The organism is Pseudomonas graminis, from assembly GCF_004364335.1.
GTDB lineage: Bacteria > Pseudomonadota > Gammaproteobacteria > Pseudomonadales > Pseudomonadaceae > Aquipseudomonas > Aquipseudomonas graminis_D.
In genome coordinates this window covers 1-13,428 of sequence record NZ_SOCR01000009.1, presented here as the reverse complement: position 1 = coordinate 13,428, position 13,428 = coordinate 1, and the positions used below count along the sequence as shown (strand labels likewise).

Sequence of the window (13,428 nt, the reverse complement as noted above, 5' to 3'; positions counted from 1 at the left end):
CCTCGAAATTCCACCCTGCACATCAGGGATTTTTTCAACTGCCGAGGTCGCGTCATGAAAGCCAAATCGTTATTGCTGGTTCCGATGTTCAGCCTGGTTGCGGTGCTGTCCGCCTGCGCCGGCCCCATGCCCAAAGCCGACCCGGGCGAGGCGTGGATCAGCTTGCAGGAACAGCCCGCCGACGTGCTGATGGCCGAGGATCTGGATGGCAAGCGCCTGAATGACGGGCGCTTCTTCGAAGTCAAACCCGGCGCCCACACCCTCGACGTCAACTTGATCGTTGAGCGCAGCGGCGACAACGGCGAAATGAACTGCGAGACCGGCATCCAATACAGCCAGTTCCAGGCAGGCGGCCGTTACAAACTGGTGGAATCCAGTCTGGGCGAGGAATACCGGGTGAAACTGGAAGACGCGCAGGGGAAGGCGCTGGGGCATAGCGTGGACTTCACGTGCATGCCGGGGTGATGGGACGCCTGTTTTATTGAACGGGGCCTCATCGGTTATCTGCCTGGGCTCCACTGCAGGAGCGCGCTTGCCTGCGAAGCGGTCAGCTCCATTTAATGAACCTACCGCCATCTCCGTAGGAGCCGGCCGGCTTGCTGGCGCACGCAGCGTGTCAGTCACGTTGATGGCGGCGGGTAAATCCGGTTCGCCAGCAAGCCGGCTCCTACAGACGCGTGGCGTTACCGATAACCTTTGTTCGCCCAGACATCTCCTTCGCAGATACAGCGTTGTGAATGCTCACCAGCGCATCCTGTTTCGTTTTGTGACGTCGGATAGGCGCAGTCCAAACCCTCGCCAATACTGCGCGACGCTGGATTGTCGTGACTTCATAAAAGGATGGATGTGGCTGTGGATGATCGACGGATCTCAGATGAGGCGGTGGTGTTTGCCAAGGCGAACCGGAAGGAGATTGCGAGGAGGCTGACGGATCCTGCGCTTTATGCGCCCGATGACTGTCCCGTCTCAATCTTCATGGCGGGATCGCCGGGCGCAGGAAAGACGGAGACATCCATCGAATTCATGAACAGATTCGAGTCTTCTACCGTACGGATTGACCCAGATCTCCTGAGGGCAGAAATTCCCTCTTATACCGGGGGAAATGCCTACCTTTTTCAGCATGCCGTTTCAGTGCTGGTCGATAAAATTCACGACCAGGCACTGAAGCAGAAGCAGTCATTCCTCCTGGATGGGACATCAGCGAATTTCGATATTGTTGCGCGAAATATTCGCAGGTCCCTCGGGCGCGGAAGATTTGTGCTCATCATCTACGTTTATCAGGACCCTGCTCTGGCCTGGAAATTTGTCACGGCCAGAGAGCAGGTCGAGGGTCGCAACATCCCGTTGAGTGAATTCGTCAGGCAGTACTTCAGCGCCAGGGATGCAGTAAACCGCCTCAAGAGCGAGTTCGGTCATGCGGTAACCGTTGATGTACTTCTGAAAAAAGACAAGGGCGGGACTCGGTTGTATCAGGAAAACGTTGAGCGTGTTGACGACCACATTCCTGAAAACTACGATCCAGCGTCACTACTAAGGATGCTGAAAGCACACGAGGGATTGAAATGAATTCGTCTGACAAGCCTTTACCAAAACTGAAAAGGACGCTTTCCGACTTCGTCCGCAACGCCACTTTCGAGGAGAAGGAGCGGGTTTACCTGGAGGTCATGGAGAAAGCCTGGGCGCGGCAGGAGAAGATCATCGAACAAGCCCGGAAAATGTAACGTCCCTCGATAAACAAAGCCGCCCTTGGGCGGCTTTGTCGTCCTTGCTTGCAGCTTGCAGCTCAAAACCCTCCTTCACCCCAACGCCAATACCCGCCGACACTCCAGCACCAGACTTGCGCCCCCCGACGGGCTGCTGCCGATGCGCAGTTTGAAGCCGTGCAGGTTGACGATCGCGGCGACGATGGACAATCCCAGGCCGAAGCCGCTTTGCTGATTGCCGTTTTCGCTGCGGTAGAAGCGCTTGAACACGGCCTCGCGTTCGGCGTCGGGGATGCCGGGGCCGGTGTCCTGGACTTCGATGAAGGTGGTGTCACCTTCGGCGCGGGCGATGAGCAGGACCTGTCCGCCCGGCGGGGTGAATTTGATCGAGTTGCTCAGCAGATTCGACAGCGCTTCGAACAGCAGCGCCCGATCACCCACCAGCGGCGGCAGGTGCTCGGCGACTTTCAACTGCAACGAAACGCGGCCTTCTTCGGCCAGCGGCAGGTAGAAATCGTGCAGCTCTTGCAACAGCGGCTGCGCATCGAGCTGGCCAAAGGCCGAACGCCGCTGGTGGTCTTCCAGTTCGGAAATCCGCAGCAGTCCGCGGAAGCGCGCCATCAGCGTGTCGGCGTCGGCGATCACCTGGGCCATCTGTTCGCCCAGCGCCGAGTCTTCCGGCGACTGCTGTTGAATTCGATAAAGCTGCGCGCGCAGCCGGGTCAGCGGGGTGCGCAGGTCGTGGGCGATGTTGTCGCAGACGCCCTTGACCTCGTTCATCAGGCGCTCGATGCGGTCGAGCATGGCGTTGACGATGTCGGCGAGCATGTCCAGCTCGTCGCGGCGGTCCGACACCGGCAGGCGACGGGCCAGGTCGCCGGTGACGATGGCTTCGGCGCTGGCCTGGATCGCCCGGATGCGTTGCAGTGGCCGGCGTCCCAGCAAGTGCCAGCCGGCGATGCCCGGAATGATCGTCAGCGAAATGCCCCACAGCAGCGCGCGCAGAATCAACGTGGTCACGGCGAACAGCGAACCGTTGTCACGCACCAGAATCAGCCAGCGGTCATCCAGCGTATGAATCGCCACGGCATCGCAGCCCGAGCTGGGCAGGTCGGGGTCGTCGGAATCGATGCAGGTGTCCAGCTCCTGGATTTCCCCGGTCAGCTTCAGGCCGTCGGGAATACTCTGGATCGGGCCGCTGATGGGATTTATGTCTTTGTCGAAGAGCCCGTAGGCGTCGACCGAACGCATGTCGAATTTGTCGCTGGTGCGCAGCGCGTCATCCAGCTGCGCGCCTTCAAAGCGCGAGAACAACTGCTGGCGCTGCATCAACGAGTGGCGGGCAAGGGTGTTGAGGTAACTGGTGACTTCCCAGTACAGCACCCCCATGAGGATGCTGCTCCAGGCCACAAACAAAAAACTGTACAGCGCCAGCAGCCGGCTGCTGGAGGAGCGCCAGCCCTTAGACGGGTTCGGCAATGACATAACCTGAGCCTCGAACGGTACGTATCAGCGGCGTCAGGGTAGGGGGATCGATTTTCTTGCGCAAGCGACCGATGTGCACGTCGATCAGGTTAGTGCCGGGGTCGAAGTGGTAGCCCCAGACCTCTTCGAAAATCATCATGCGGGTGATGATCTGCCCGCTGTTGCGCATCAGGAATTCCAGCAGCTTGTATTCGGTCGGCAGCAGGTTCAGCGGCTGCCCGGCGCGGCTGGCTTCACGGGTGATCAGATTGAGTTCGAGGTCGGCGACCTTGAGTATGGTCTCGGCCTGGGTCCCCGGATGGCTGCGGCGCAGCAGGACTTCCACCCGGGCGGCCATTTCATCGGAAGCGAAGGGCTTGGACAGGTAATCGTCCCCACCGGCACGCAACCCGCGCACACGCTCATCGACGTCCGACAGCGCGCTGATCATCAGGATCGGCGTGGCAATGCCCAGGGCGCGCATGGTGGTGACAATCGCCAGCCCGTCGACTTCCGGCAGCATGCGGTCGAGGGTGATCAGGTCGTAATCGCCGCTGACCGCGCGGACCAGGCCCTCGCGACCGTTGTCGACCCAGTCCACCTGCAGGCCGTGGCTGCTCAGTTCGGCAACGATTTCCTTCGCGGTGACGGCATCGTCTTCGATTGTCAGAATTCGCGTCATGAGAGGTCAGGGCCACGTGAGAGGACAGAAGGCTGCATTTTGCCTTTAAACGTAGTCGGGATTTCTTAAAAATAATTTAAGAAGGGCATGAGGCCCTGTTTGGTGCTAGCGGGGCTCGCGCGGGGAAGGTCACGCCGCCGATCTCTGAACCTGTCGCCGATCGATGTAGGAGCGCGCTTGCCCGCGAACGCGTGCTGTCAGGCGACTCTTGCCTGTCAGGCTGTACGCCATCGCGAGCAAGGTGGAGCGCCACGCTGCTCACTCCTACAGGTGCTTCAAACGCCTTTGCGATCGGACTCAGCCTTGGACTGACCCAGCTCTTGCTTCAGCTTTTCGTCCAACGCTTTCTTCTTGCCTTTCTTGTCCGGCGTCTCGCCTTCGCTGCGGATCTGCGCATGGCTGATCAACGCGAAGATGAAGCTGCCGCCGATGATGTTGCCCGCCAGTGTCGGGCCGGCGAAGATCATCCAGAAGTCCTTCCACGGCAGCTCGCCGGCGAACACCAGATAAGAGACCTCGGCCGAGCCAACCACGATGTGGGTGAAATCCCCCAGTGCCATCAAGTAGGTGATCATCACGATGATGCCGATCTTCGCGCTTTCCATGGACGGGATCATCCACACCATGGTGGCGATCATCCAGCCGGAAATGATGCCTTTGGAGAACATTTGCCAGGTGTCGTTCTCCATCACCTTGCGGCCGATTTCGAGGAAGGCCTGATCGGTCTTGGTGTCGAAGATCGGCAGGTGCAGCATGACGTAGGCCACCAGCAACGTGCCGCACAGGTTGCCCACCAGCACCACGGTCCACAGCCGCAACAGACGCACGACATTGTTCAGCGTCGGCTTGCTCATCACCGGCAGCACGGCGGTCAGGGTGTTTTCGGTGAACAATTGCTGGCGCGCGAGGATCACCGCCAGAAAGCCCGCGCTGTAGCCGAGGCTGGCGATGACTTTGAAACCTTCGGCATCGGGCAGCCGCGAGTTCAGCAAACCCATCGCCATCAATGACAGGCCCATGGTCAGCCCGGCCGCGAGGGCGGACCAGAACAGGGCGGCGACGTTACGCTCCAGCTCCTGATCGCCCTGCATGCGGATCGTTTCGTGAAGGACGGCGGCGCGGGGCGGCTGGTTTTCGTCGATGTCGCGTTCTTCTTCCGCCGTGAGGCCGGGGGTCTTGCCGTCTGGTTCGTGTTCCATGGCGATCCTTTGGATAGGTCAATGCACGTCTAAGCGTGTTCTTCGGGTGAATGCTCGGTAGACGAGCGCTCGGGAGGCGGCGGTCGCTTATACATGCTTGCTGCGCGGCGCTGCTGCTTGAGACACAATCCGTTACCCGTCGTTCGCCAACGGCGGCAGCCTTTTCACTGACCTGGGAGAACCTCTTTTGACCCTTCACATCCGCGACGCCACCCGTGCCGACGCCGCCGTCATTCTGGGCTTCATCACCGAGCTTGCGATCTACGAGAAAGCCGAGCACGAGGTCAAGGCCAGTGTCGCCGACATCGAGCGCAGCCTGTTCGACGAGGCCACGCCGGCCAAGGCGCTGATCTGCCTGCTGGACGACCAGCCCATCGGTTTTGCCGTGTACTTCCTGAGCTACTCCACCTGGCTGGGCCGCAAGGGCCTGTACCTCGAGGATTTGTACGTGTCCGCCGCGCAACGGGGCGTCGGCGCCGGCAAGAAGCTGTTGCGCCATCTGGCCAAGATCGCCCACGACAGCGGCTGCGGACGTCTGGAATGGAGCGTGCTGGACTGGAACCAGCCGGCGATCGATTTCTACAAATCCATCGGCGCCGAGCCCCAGGACGAGTGGGTGCGCTACCGGATGGAGGGGGAAGGGTTGAAGCGCTTTGCGTTGGGGGAGGGGTGAGGCGTTTTACGGGTGGCCCAGCGTCGAATGTCGAGGGTCGGTATCGCAACGAGCAACTGTAGGAGCCGGCTTGCTGGCGAACGCGTCCGGACAGATACGAAGAGGGCGGCTGGCACACCGCAATTCGCCAGCAAGCCGGCTCCCACAGAGATTAGCGGTGAGTCAGTCACTTGGGCGGTGACGGGTCTGACATGATCGCGGGACAAGCCACGCTCCTACAGTGGGGCTTTGTGTTCAGTCAATGAGGTCTGCACTGTCGATCCTGCTGACCCCCGCCAGGGCCATCTCTTTCCAGGCCTGGTCCAGCGAGCCGTTCAGGTCGATGGCCTTGCACGCATCGGCGATCACCCAGGTATTGAACCCCGCCGCCCGAGCGTCCAGCGCGGTCCAGGCCACGCAGAAATCCAGGGCCAGGCCGACCACGAACACGCTGTCGATGCCACGCTCGCTCAGATAGCCGGCCAGCCCGGTGCGCGTCATGCGGTCGGCTTCGACGAACGCCGAATAGCTGTCAATGCCGGCGTTGCAGCCCTTGCGCAGGATCAACTGTGCATGGGTGATGTCCAGATCGGCATGTAACTGGGCACCGTGGCTGCCTTGCACGCAGTGATCGGGCCACAGGGTCTGCGCGCCGTAGGGCAGGGTGATGCTGTCAAATGGCGCGCGCCCGGCGTGGCTCGACGCAAACGAGACATGCCCGCGCGGGTGCCAATCCTGGGCCATGACCACGTTGCGAAACTGCGCGCCGAGGCGGTTGATCAACGGCACCAGCGCATCGCCTCCGGCCACGGCCAGCGCGCCGCCGGGCATGAAGTCGTATTGCATGTCGATCACCAGCAACGCGGCGCGGGGGTCGGAGGGCAAGCGGGAAAGGGGCGTGGTCATCATCGGAGTCCTTGATGCAGTGAGTCGTGAACCTGAGTCTTGAGGCAATGGGTACGAATCGTGGTCAGGCCAACACGCGAATCGGCGCGCCGGCGTGCCAGGTCTGAATGTCTTCAATCATCTGGTTGAAGAACATCCGGTAGTTGTTCTCGGTCACGTAGCCCACGTGGGGTGTGGCCAGGACATTGGGCAGCGTGCGGAACGGGTGATCGACCGGTAGCGGCTCGACGCTGTAGACGTCCAGCGCAGCGCCAGCGATTTTCTTCTGGGTGAGCACCTTGATCAGCGCGTCCTCGTCGACGATCGGCCCGCGCGCGGTGTTCACCAGATACGCGGTCGGCTTCATGCGCTTCAGCGATTCGGCGTCCACCAGCCCGCGGCTGCGCTCGCTGAGCACCAGGTTCACCGAGACCACGTCCGCTTGCTCGAACAGTTCCTGTTTGCTGACGTACGTCACGCCATGCTCGGCCGCGCGTTCAGCGGTGAGGTTCTCGCTCCAGGCAATCACCTTCATGTCGAAGGCCTTGCCGTAGCGGGCGATCTTCTGGCCGATGCTGCCCAGCCCGACGATGCCCAGGGTCTTGCCGTACAGGTCGCTGCCGAGGCCGATCTGCCAGTCGCCCGCGCGCAGGGAATTGGCTTCCTCCACCAGGTTGCGGGTGACGCCCATGATCAGCGCCCAGGTTAGTTCAGGCGCCGCGTACTTGTAGCTGTCGGTGCCGACCACGGTGATGCCCAGGCGCGAGGCGGCCTTGAGGTCCAGCGCCGCATTGCGCATGCCGCCGGTGACCAGCAGTTTCAGGTTGGGTAGCTGAGTGAGCAGGGCGTCATCGAAAATCGTGCGTTCGCGCATCACGCAGAGGATCTGGAAATCTTTGAGGCGGGCGACCATGGCGTCTGTATCCGCCGGGTAGTCATGGAGAAAACTGACCTCGCCGATCGGTTGCAAAACGGTCCAGTCCACAACGTGTTCGGCGACCGATTGCCAGTCGTCGAGTACGGCAATCTTCAGCCCGGAATCCTGGGTCATTGAGCGAGGCCTCGTTCAGCAGCGATGTTGGATTTTGTGGCGCTCACAGTACGCCTGAGCGGTTCACTCTGGAACCCCGGCCCCACTCTGAAAACGCGTCTTTGCGAAGTCGACCGCTCCAACGCGATCCGTAGGAGCCGGCTTGCTGGCGAACCGGTTTCGTCAGTCGGCACTTCCGGCTCTGAACCACCGCGTTCGCCAGCAAGCCGGCTCCTACGGTTCTGCGTCTGACCACGATGCATCACCCACCGCAAACCGGTGTAGGCGCGCGCTTGCCCGCGAAGGCTTTGCACAATTGACCGATCCAACTCGATCCGTAGGAGCCGGCTCGCTGGCGAACCGGTTTCGTCAGTCGACACTTCCGGCTCTGAACCACCGCGTTCGCCAGCAAGCCGGCTCCTACGGTTCTGCGTCTGACCACGATGCATCACCCACCGCAAACCGGTGCAGGAGCGCGCTTTCCCGCGAATGCTTTGCACAATTGACCGATCCAACTCGATCCGTAGGAGCCGGCTCGCTGGCGAACCGGTTTCGTCAGTCGGCACTTCCGGCTCTGAACCACCGCGTTCGCCAGCACGCCGGCTCCTACGGTTCTGCGTCTGACCACGATGCATCACCCACCGAAAACCGGTGCAGGAGCGCGCTCGCCCGCGAATGCTTTGCACAATTGATCGATCCAACTCGGTCCGTAGGAGCCAGCTTGCTGGCGAACCAGTTTCGTCAGTCGACACTTCCGGCTCTGAACCACCGCGTTCGCCAGCAAGCCGGCTCCTACGGTTCTGCGTCTGACCACGATGCATCACCCACCGCAAACCGGTGCAGGAGCGCGCTTGCCCGCGAAGGCTTTGCACAATTGACCGATCCAACTCGGTCCGTAGGAGCCGGCTTGCTGGCGAACGCGTCGGGTCAGCGGCGAAAATGTCGGATGTCACGATGGGTCCGCCAGCCATCCGGCCCTGCAAGAACGTCAGTTAAACAACCCCGCCGCGATGTTGATCGAGAACCCCAGAATCGAGGTGTTGAACACAAACCCGATCAGCGACTGCGCCAGTACCACTTTGCGCAGTCCGCGGGTGGCGACGCCGACATCGGAGGTCTGCACGGCGACGCTCAGGGTGAAGGAGAAGTACAGAAAGTCCCAGTAGTCAGGGTTTTCCTCGCCATCGGCAAAGCGCAGCGCCGGCTTGTCGCCGCGCCAGGTGTAGAACACCCGCGCGTAATGCAGGCTGAAGACCACGCCGATCAGCAGCCATGAGCCAAGGATGGTAAAGCCGGTGAAGGCGTAATGCAGCGCCTTGTCGGCGTCCTTCATGTCCTGGATGCCGGCCAGTTCCAGGATGATCGCCGCCAGGCTGGCAATGGCCGCCACACACACGACGAACAGCACAACGCCAGCGTTCTCGTCCTCGATTTCCGCGACCCGGCGCACGTCATCCGCGCTCGATTTGAAGGTGCGGCGCATGATCATCGCCATGTACAGCCAGCCGGCGACGTTCCAGCCGATCAGGCATTTGCTGATCACTGAAATGTCCGGGGCGACAAACGCGCTGGCGATACCGGCGGCGACGCCGATGAGGGTGGCAATGGTCAGGCGAGGGTGGGTCTTGGCAAGGCGGGACATGGAGGACTTCACGGCAGTGAGATGCGCGAACATTAGCACGTGGCCGCTAGAACAGATGATGAAGAAAAACGGCGCGCAAGGGGTTACGCGCCGGTCGCCATTTGGCAGTTTAGGTGAACCTGTTTAACCGGCCTGTGCCGCCGTGGTTTCAACGACGGGCCGACCGGTTCACATCAGTGGATCAGCGCACCAGACACGGCTGCTTGTTGTTGAACGTCCAGTTCGGCACCAGGAACTGCATCGCGACGCTGTCATCCCGCGCGCCCAGCCCCATCCCTTTGTACAGTTCGTGAGCCTTGGCCACCTGATCCATGTCGATCTCGACACCCAGCCCAGGTTTTTTCGGCACCTGCACGCTGCCGCCGATGATCTGCAGCGGTGCCTTGGTCAGCCGCTGGCCGTCCTGCCAGATCCAGTGGGTGTCGATGGCGGTGATGTTGCCCGGCGCAGCGGCGGCCGCGTGGGTGAACATCGCCAGGGAAATATCGAAGTGGTTGTTGGAGTGCGAGCCCCAGGTCAGGCCCCATTCGTGGCACATCTGCGCGACACGGACCGAACCCTGCATGGTCCAGAAGTGCGGGTCGGCCAGGGGGATGTCCACTGATTGAAGCTGGATGGCATGACCCATTTCGCGCCAGTCGGTGGCAATCATGTTAGTGGCGGTGCGCAGCCCGGTGGCGCGACGGAATTCAGCCATGACTTCGCGGCCCGAGTAACCGTTTTCGGCGCCACAGGGGTCTTCGGCATAGGCCAGTACCTTGTGCTGATCGCGGCACAGACGCACCGCTTCTTTCAGTGACCAGGCGCCGTTCGGGTCGAGGGTAATGCGCGCTTTCGGGAAGCGCTCGGCCAGTGCCGTCACCGCTTCGATTTCCGCATCGCCGCTGAGCACGCCGCCCTTGAGCTTGAAGTCTTCAAAACCGTAGTGCGCGTAAGCCGCTTCGGCCAGACGCACCACCGCTTGCGGGGTCAGTGCTTCTTCGTGACGGACGCGAAACCACGCGTTGTCCGCATCGGCTTCGGTGCGATAGGGCAGGTTGGTCTTCGTCTGGTCACCGACATAAAACAGGTAGCCGAGCATCTTCACTTCGTCACGCTGCTGGCCTTCGCCAAGCAGCGCCGCGACCGGCACTTCCAGGTGCTGACCGAGCAGATCCAGCACGGCGGCTTCGATGCCGGTGACCGCATGAATGGTGATGCGCAAGTCGAAGGTCTGCAGGCCGCGACCGCCGGCATCGCGCTCGGCGAAGGTGCGGCGCACGTCGTTGAGGATCTTCTGGTAGTTGCCGATGCTGCTGCCGACCACCAGGGTCCGGGCGTCTTCAAGGGTCTGGCGGATTTTCTCGCCGCCGGGGATTTCACCCACGCCGGTGTGGCCGGCGTTGTCCTTGAGGATGACGATGTTGCGGGTGAAATACGGACCGTGGGCGCCGCTGAGGTTGAGCAGCATGTCGTCGTGGCCGGCCACCGGAATGACCTGCATGTCGGTGATGACGGGGGTGCTGCCGGAAGTCTGTGTGTTCATGGCTAAAATCCTTGGTAATGCCTGGCGCGCCGAGCGCGCTGTCTTGAAAAGGCTCAGGGCTGAAACTGTGCGGATCAGGTGTGACTGGGCGTCACGTCAACCTTGGCGATCGGCACCGCGCCGGGCTTGGGTGTGGTGCGCACGGTGAACACCAGAATCGCGGCGATGATCGAGGTCGCGGTCAAACCGTACAGGCCGCCCTGAATCGAACCGGTCTGCTGTTCGAGGATGCCGAAGGTGGTCGGCGCGACGAAGCCGCCGAGGTTGCCCACCGAGTTGATCAGCGCGATGACGCCGGCGGCGATCCGCGCATCCAGATAACCCTGGGGGATCGGCCAGAACAGTGAAGATGCCGACTTGAACCCCATCGCCGCGAAACAGATCGCCACGAAGGCGAACACCGGACCGCCGGTGGTGGACATGAACATCCCTGCCGCCGCGATCAACAAGGCCACGGCAACCCACGCCTGCTGGTGTTTCCACTTGGCCGACAGCGAGGCAAAACCGTACATGCAGACGATGGCGATGAACCACGGGATCGAGTTGAAAAGGCCGACCTGGAAGTCGGTGAGGTCGCCCATCTTCTTGATGATGCTTGGCAGCCAGAACGTCGCCGCGTAGATCGTCAGCTGGATGAAGAAATACATCAGGCAGAACAGGATGATCTGCGGGTCTTTGAGCAGCTTGCCGATGGACAGCTTGACCGGGTTGGCCGCCTCGCGGGCCTTCTGTTCGGCGTCGATGGTGTTGACCAGCGCGTCTTTCTCGGCCTCGGTCAGCCATTTGGCATCGTGGGGTTTGGAGTCAAGCCAGAACCAGACGAAGAAGCACAGCCCGACGGAAAACATGCCTTCGATGAAATACATCCACTGCCAGCCGTGGAAGCCCAGCGCGTCGATCTGCAGCAGCAGGCCGGAGAGCGGGCCGGAAATCAGCGACGCAAACGCCGAGCCGCTGAGGAAGATGGCGATGGCCTTGCCGCGCTCGACGCCAGGCAGCCAGCGGGTGAAGTAGTAGATCACGCCCGGGAAGAACCCGGCTTCGGCCACGCCCAGCAAGAAGCGCAGAATGTAGAAGTGGGTTTCGGTCTGAATGAAGGCCATGCAGGCGGCGACGATGCCCCAGGTCAGCATGATCCGGGTCAGCCAGATGCGCGCGCCGACTTTCTGCAAAAGGATGTTGGAGGGGACTTCGAACATCGCATACGCGATGAAGAACAGGCCGGCACCGAAGCCGTAAGCGGCCGCGCCGATACCCAGGTCATGTTCCATGTGACTACGCACGAAGCCGATGTTGACCCGGTCGATGTAGTTGACGATGAACATGATGACGAAGAGCGGCAGGATGTGTCGTTTGACTTTCGAGACCGCCGATTGCAGGACGGAATCGCTGGCGTCATCTGCCCGTGATGAGGATGTGTTCACTCTGGTAACTCCCACTGATTATTTTTATGCGGGTGGTTAAGCACGTTGTGTGTGACAAGGTGTGTAGCCCTGTTGCCAGTCATCATACAAGTAATGATCGCCATGGCAACCGTCTTTACGGGGGTTGCGGGAAGTATTTCGTCGGGCTAGGCTCGCCTGTCTGACAAGTTGAATGAGTTGCCGAGGGCGGCTGCGTGGCCCTGTTTTCTGGGGTCCTGGCCGGTTCCTGGTGAGGGTTAGGCAGCTGAACTGATACGTGCTTTGCACGTGTACCGTCAGGAAAATACAAGTGGACAGCACGGCATGGCGGCCGCCATTCCGTTCAGTACTTATAGGATGACTTTTTTTTGGATAGAACCGGACCCATGCGCCCCAAGCGACGCCAGCACAGCCTGGCGACGGACCTGGTCACCGACCTGAGTCAGCGGATTCTCATGGGCACCATTGCGCCGGGTACGAAATTGCCGTCGGAAAGCGAGATCGTCCGCGAGCATGGCGTGAGCCGCACGGTGGTGCGCGAGGCAATTTCAAAACTGCAGGCATCCGGGCTGGTCGAGACCCATCAGGGCAAAGGCACTTACGTGCTGGCGCGTTCGGAGCAGAGCGGGCTGCATCTGAAGGTGGAAACGGCGTTCAGTGTGCGGCACATCATCGAACTGCGCATGGGTCTGGAAACCCAGGCCGTCGCCCTGGCCGCGCAACGCCGGAGTCAGGCCCAGCTGACGGCGATGCGCGCCGCGCTGGATGATTATCAGGACCTGTTGGCCAAAGAGGACAGCTGCGTCGAAGCGGATCGGCGCTTTCATCTGCTGATCGCCGAGGCCACCGGCAATCCTTATTTCGTGGAGATCCTGCAGAACCTCGGCATTGCCGTCATCCCCCGCAGCCGCATCGCCACCAGCGAACGGGCCGGGGCGAGCCTCACCCACAGTGCGTATCTGGCCAACCTTGAACACGAAGCCATCCTCGCCGCCATCCGCCGCCAAGACCCCGACGCCGCCCGCGCTGCGATGTGGACGCATTTGAGCAACAGCCGAGAAAGGCTGGCGCCGGTTGAGTGAAGGTCTTAATCGCTCGAAATGTGTGCCGTTCACACCGGCCTCTTCCCGGCTGAAGCCGGTCCTACTCAGACTGTGTGAAAACCTAGCCAACCTGCCTCAGATCTAAGAAAATGCCCCGCATCGAAAGATGCGGGGCATTTTCTTATGGCGTACATCCAGGG

13 protein-coding genes are annotated in these 13,428 nt (G+C 61.2%); 5 read left to right on the top strand and 8 right to left on the bottom strand.

Annotation, left to right across the window (positions count from 1 at the left end):
* Nucleotides 1–54: 54 nt before the first annotated feature.
* The 3 genes from EC919_RS17770 (at nucleotide 55) to EC919_RS27195 (ending at nucleotide 1,721) form a co-directional block, all read left to right on the top strand.
* The gene (locus EC919_RS17770) at nucleotides 55–465 is read left to right on the top strand and encodes a hypothetical protein (RefSeq protein ID WP_133775729.1); all 411 of its coding nucleotides are present in this window, start codon (nucleotides 55–57) and stop codon (nucleotides 463–465) included.
* A gap of 375 nt (nucleotides 466–840) precedes the next feature.
* A complete protein-coding gene (locus EC919_RS17765) occupies nucleotides 841–1,566 on the top strand; it encodes a zeta toxin family protein (protein WP_133775728.1) in 726 nt (241 codons plus the stop codon).
* Nucleotides 1,563–1,721 (top strand): hypothetical protein, encoded by a 159-nt coding sequence (locus tag EC919_RS27195; protein WP_166650578.1) that lies wholly within the window; start codon nucleotides 1,563–1,565, stop codon nucleotides 1,719–1,721. The genes EC919_RS17765 and EC919_RS27195 overlap by 4 nt, the downstream gene beginning before the upstream one ends.
* Before the next feature lie 75 nt (nucleotides 1,722–1,796).
* Here the strand turns inward: EC919_RS27195 and EC919_RS17760 are convergent, their stop codons facing one another.
* The 3 genes from EC919_RS17760 to EC919_RS17750 form a co-directional block, all read right to left on the bottom strand.
* Complete coding sequence (locus EC919_RS17760; protein WP_133775727.1) at nucleotides 1,797–3,188, bottom strand: sensor histidine kinase; 1,392 nt, start codon at nucleotides 3,186–3,188, stop codon at nucleotides 1,797–1,799.
* Nucleotides 3,166–3,849 carry a response regulator transcription factor gene (locus EC919_RS17755; protein ID WP_133775726.1) on the bottom strand — a complete coding sequence of 228 codons (684 nt, stop codon included), beginning with the start codon at nucleotides 3,847–3,849 and terminating at the stop codon, nucleotides 3,166–3,168. Before EC919_RS17755 ends, EC919_RS17760 begins: the two co-directional genes overlap by 23 nt.
* Before the next feature lie 275 nt (nucleotides 3,850–4,124).
* On the bottom strand, nucleotides 4,125–5,048 hold the full coding sequence (locus tag EC919_RS17750) for a formate/nitrite transporter family protein (protein WP_133775725.1): 924 nt from the start codon (nucleotides 5,046–5,048) through the stop codon (nucleotides 4,125–4,127).
* Between the two features lie 187 nt (nucleotides 5,049–5,235).
* Here EC919_RS17750 and EC919_RS17745 point away from each other — a divergent pair, with 187 nt between their 5' ends.
* Nucleotides 5,236–5,721: a GNAT family N-acetyltransferase gene (locus EC919_RS17745; RefSeq protein ID WP_133775724.1), complete on the top strand. Its 486-nt coding sequence runs from the start codon at nucleotides 5,236–5,238 to the stop codon at nucleotides 5,719–5,721.
* A gap of 234 nt (nucleotides 5,722–5,955) precedes the next feature.
* Here EC919_RS17745 and pncA read toward each other — a convergent pair whose 3' ends face one another.
* The 5 genes from pncA to EC919_RS17720 form a co-directional block, all read right to left on the bottom strand.
* Entirely contained in the window at nucleotides 5,956–6,606 is a 651-nt protein-coding gene (gene pncA, locus EC919_RS17740) for a bifunctional nicotinamidase/pyrazinamidase (protein WP_133775723.1), read from the bottom strand.
* 64 nt (nucleotides 6,607–6,670) lie between these two features.
* A complete protein-coding gene (locus EC919_RS17735) occupies nucleotides 6,671–7,636 on the bottom strand; it encodes a D-2-hydroxyacid dehydrogenase family protein (protein WP_133775722.1) in 966 nt (321 codons plus the stop codon).
* 967 nt (nucleotides 7,637–8,603) lie between these two features.
* Entirely contained in the window at nucleotides 8,604–9,257 is a 654-nt protein-coding gene (locus EC919_RS17730; protein ID WP_133775721.1) for a DUF1345 domain-containing protein, read from the bottom strand.
* Nucleotides 9,258–9,438: 181 nt separating this feature from the next.
* A complete protein-coding gene (gene gudD / locus EC919_RS17725; protein ID WP_133775720.1) occupies nucleotides 9,439–10,782 on the bottom strand; it encodes a glucarate dehydratase in 1,344 nt (447 codons plus the stop codon).
* Nucleotides 10,783–10,856: 74 nt separating this feature from the next.
* Nucleotides 10,857–12,206, bottom strand: coding sequence for an MFS transporter (locus tag EC919_RS17720; RefSeq protein ID WP_133775719.1), 1,350 nt, complete (start codon nucleotides 12,204–12,206; stop codon nucleotides 10,857–10,859).
* 365 nt (nucleotides 12,207–12,571) lie between these two features.
* Here EC919_RS17720 and EC919_RS17715 point away from each other — a divergent pair, with 365 nt between their 5' ends.
* A complete protein-coding gene (locus EC919_RS17715) occupies nucleotides 12,572–13,267 on the top strand; it encodes a FadR/GntR family transcriptional regulator (RefSeq protein ID WP_133775718.1) in 696 nt (231 codons plus the stop codon).
* Nucleotides 13,268–13,428 lie beyond the last annotated feature (161 nt).

What these genes read in the sequence shown, in the direction of transcription:
- EC919_RS17760 (WP_133775727.1), bottom strand. Translation starts at nt 3,188, where the DNA reads ATGTCATTGCCGAACCCGTCTAAGGGCTGGCGCTCCTCCAGCAGCCGG.
- EC919_RS17765 (WP_133775728.1), top strand. Translation starts at nt 841, where the DNA reads ATGGATGTGGCTGTGGATGATCGACGGATCTCAGATGAGGCGGTGGTG.
- EC919_RS17730 (WP_133775721.1), bottom strand. Translation starts at nt 9,257, where the DNA reads ATGTCCCGCCTTGCCAAGACCCACCCTCGCCTGACCATTGCCACCCTC.
- EC919_RS17715 (WP_133775718.1), top strand. Translation starts at nt 12,572, where the DNA reads ATGCGCCCCAAGCGACGCCAGCACAGCCTGGCGACGGACCTGGTCACC.
- EC919_RS17755 (WP_133775726.1), bottom strand. Translation starts at nt 3,849, where the DNA reads ATGACGCGAATTCTGACAATCGAAGACGATGCCGTCACCGCGAAGGAA.
- EC919_RS17735 (WP_133775722.1), bottom strand. Translation starts at nt 7,636, where the DNA reads ATGACCCAGGATTCCGGGCTGAAGATTGCCGTACTCGACGACTGGCAA.
- EC919_RS27195 (WP_166650578.1), top strand. Translation starts at nt 1,563, where the DNA reads ATGAATTCGTCTGACAAGCCTTTACCAAAACTGAAAAGGACGCTTTCC.
- pncA (WP_133775723.1), bottom strand. Translation starts at nt 6,606, where the DNA reads ATGACCACGCCCCTTTCCCGCTTGCCCTCCGACCCCCGCGCCGCGTTG.
- gudD (WP_133775720.1), bottom strand. Translation starts at nt 10,782, where the DNA reads ATGAACACACAGACTTCCGGCAGCACCCCCGTCATCACCGACATGCAG.
- EC919_RS17750 (WP_133775725.1), bottom strand. Translation starts at nt 5,048, where the DNA reads ATGGAACACGAACCAGACGGCAAGACCCCCGGCCTCACGGCGGAAGAA.
- EC919_RS17770 (WP_133775729.1), top strand. Translation starts at nt 55, where the DNA reads ATGAAAGCCAAATCGTTATTGCTGGTTCCGATGTTCAGCCTGGTTGCG.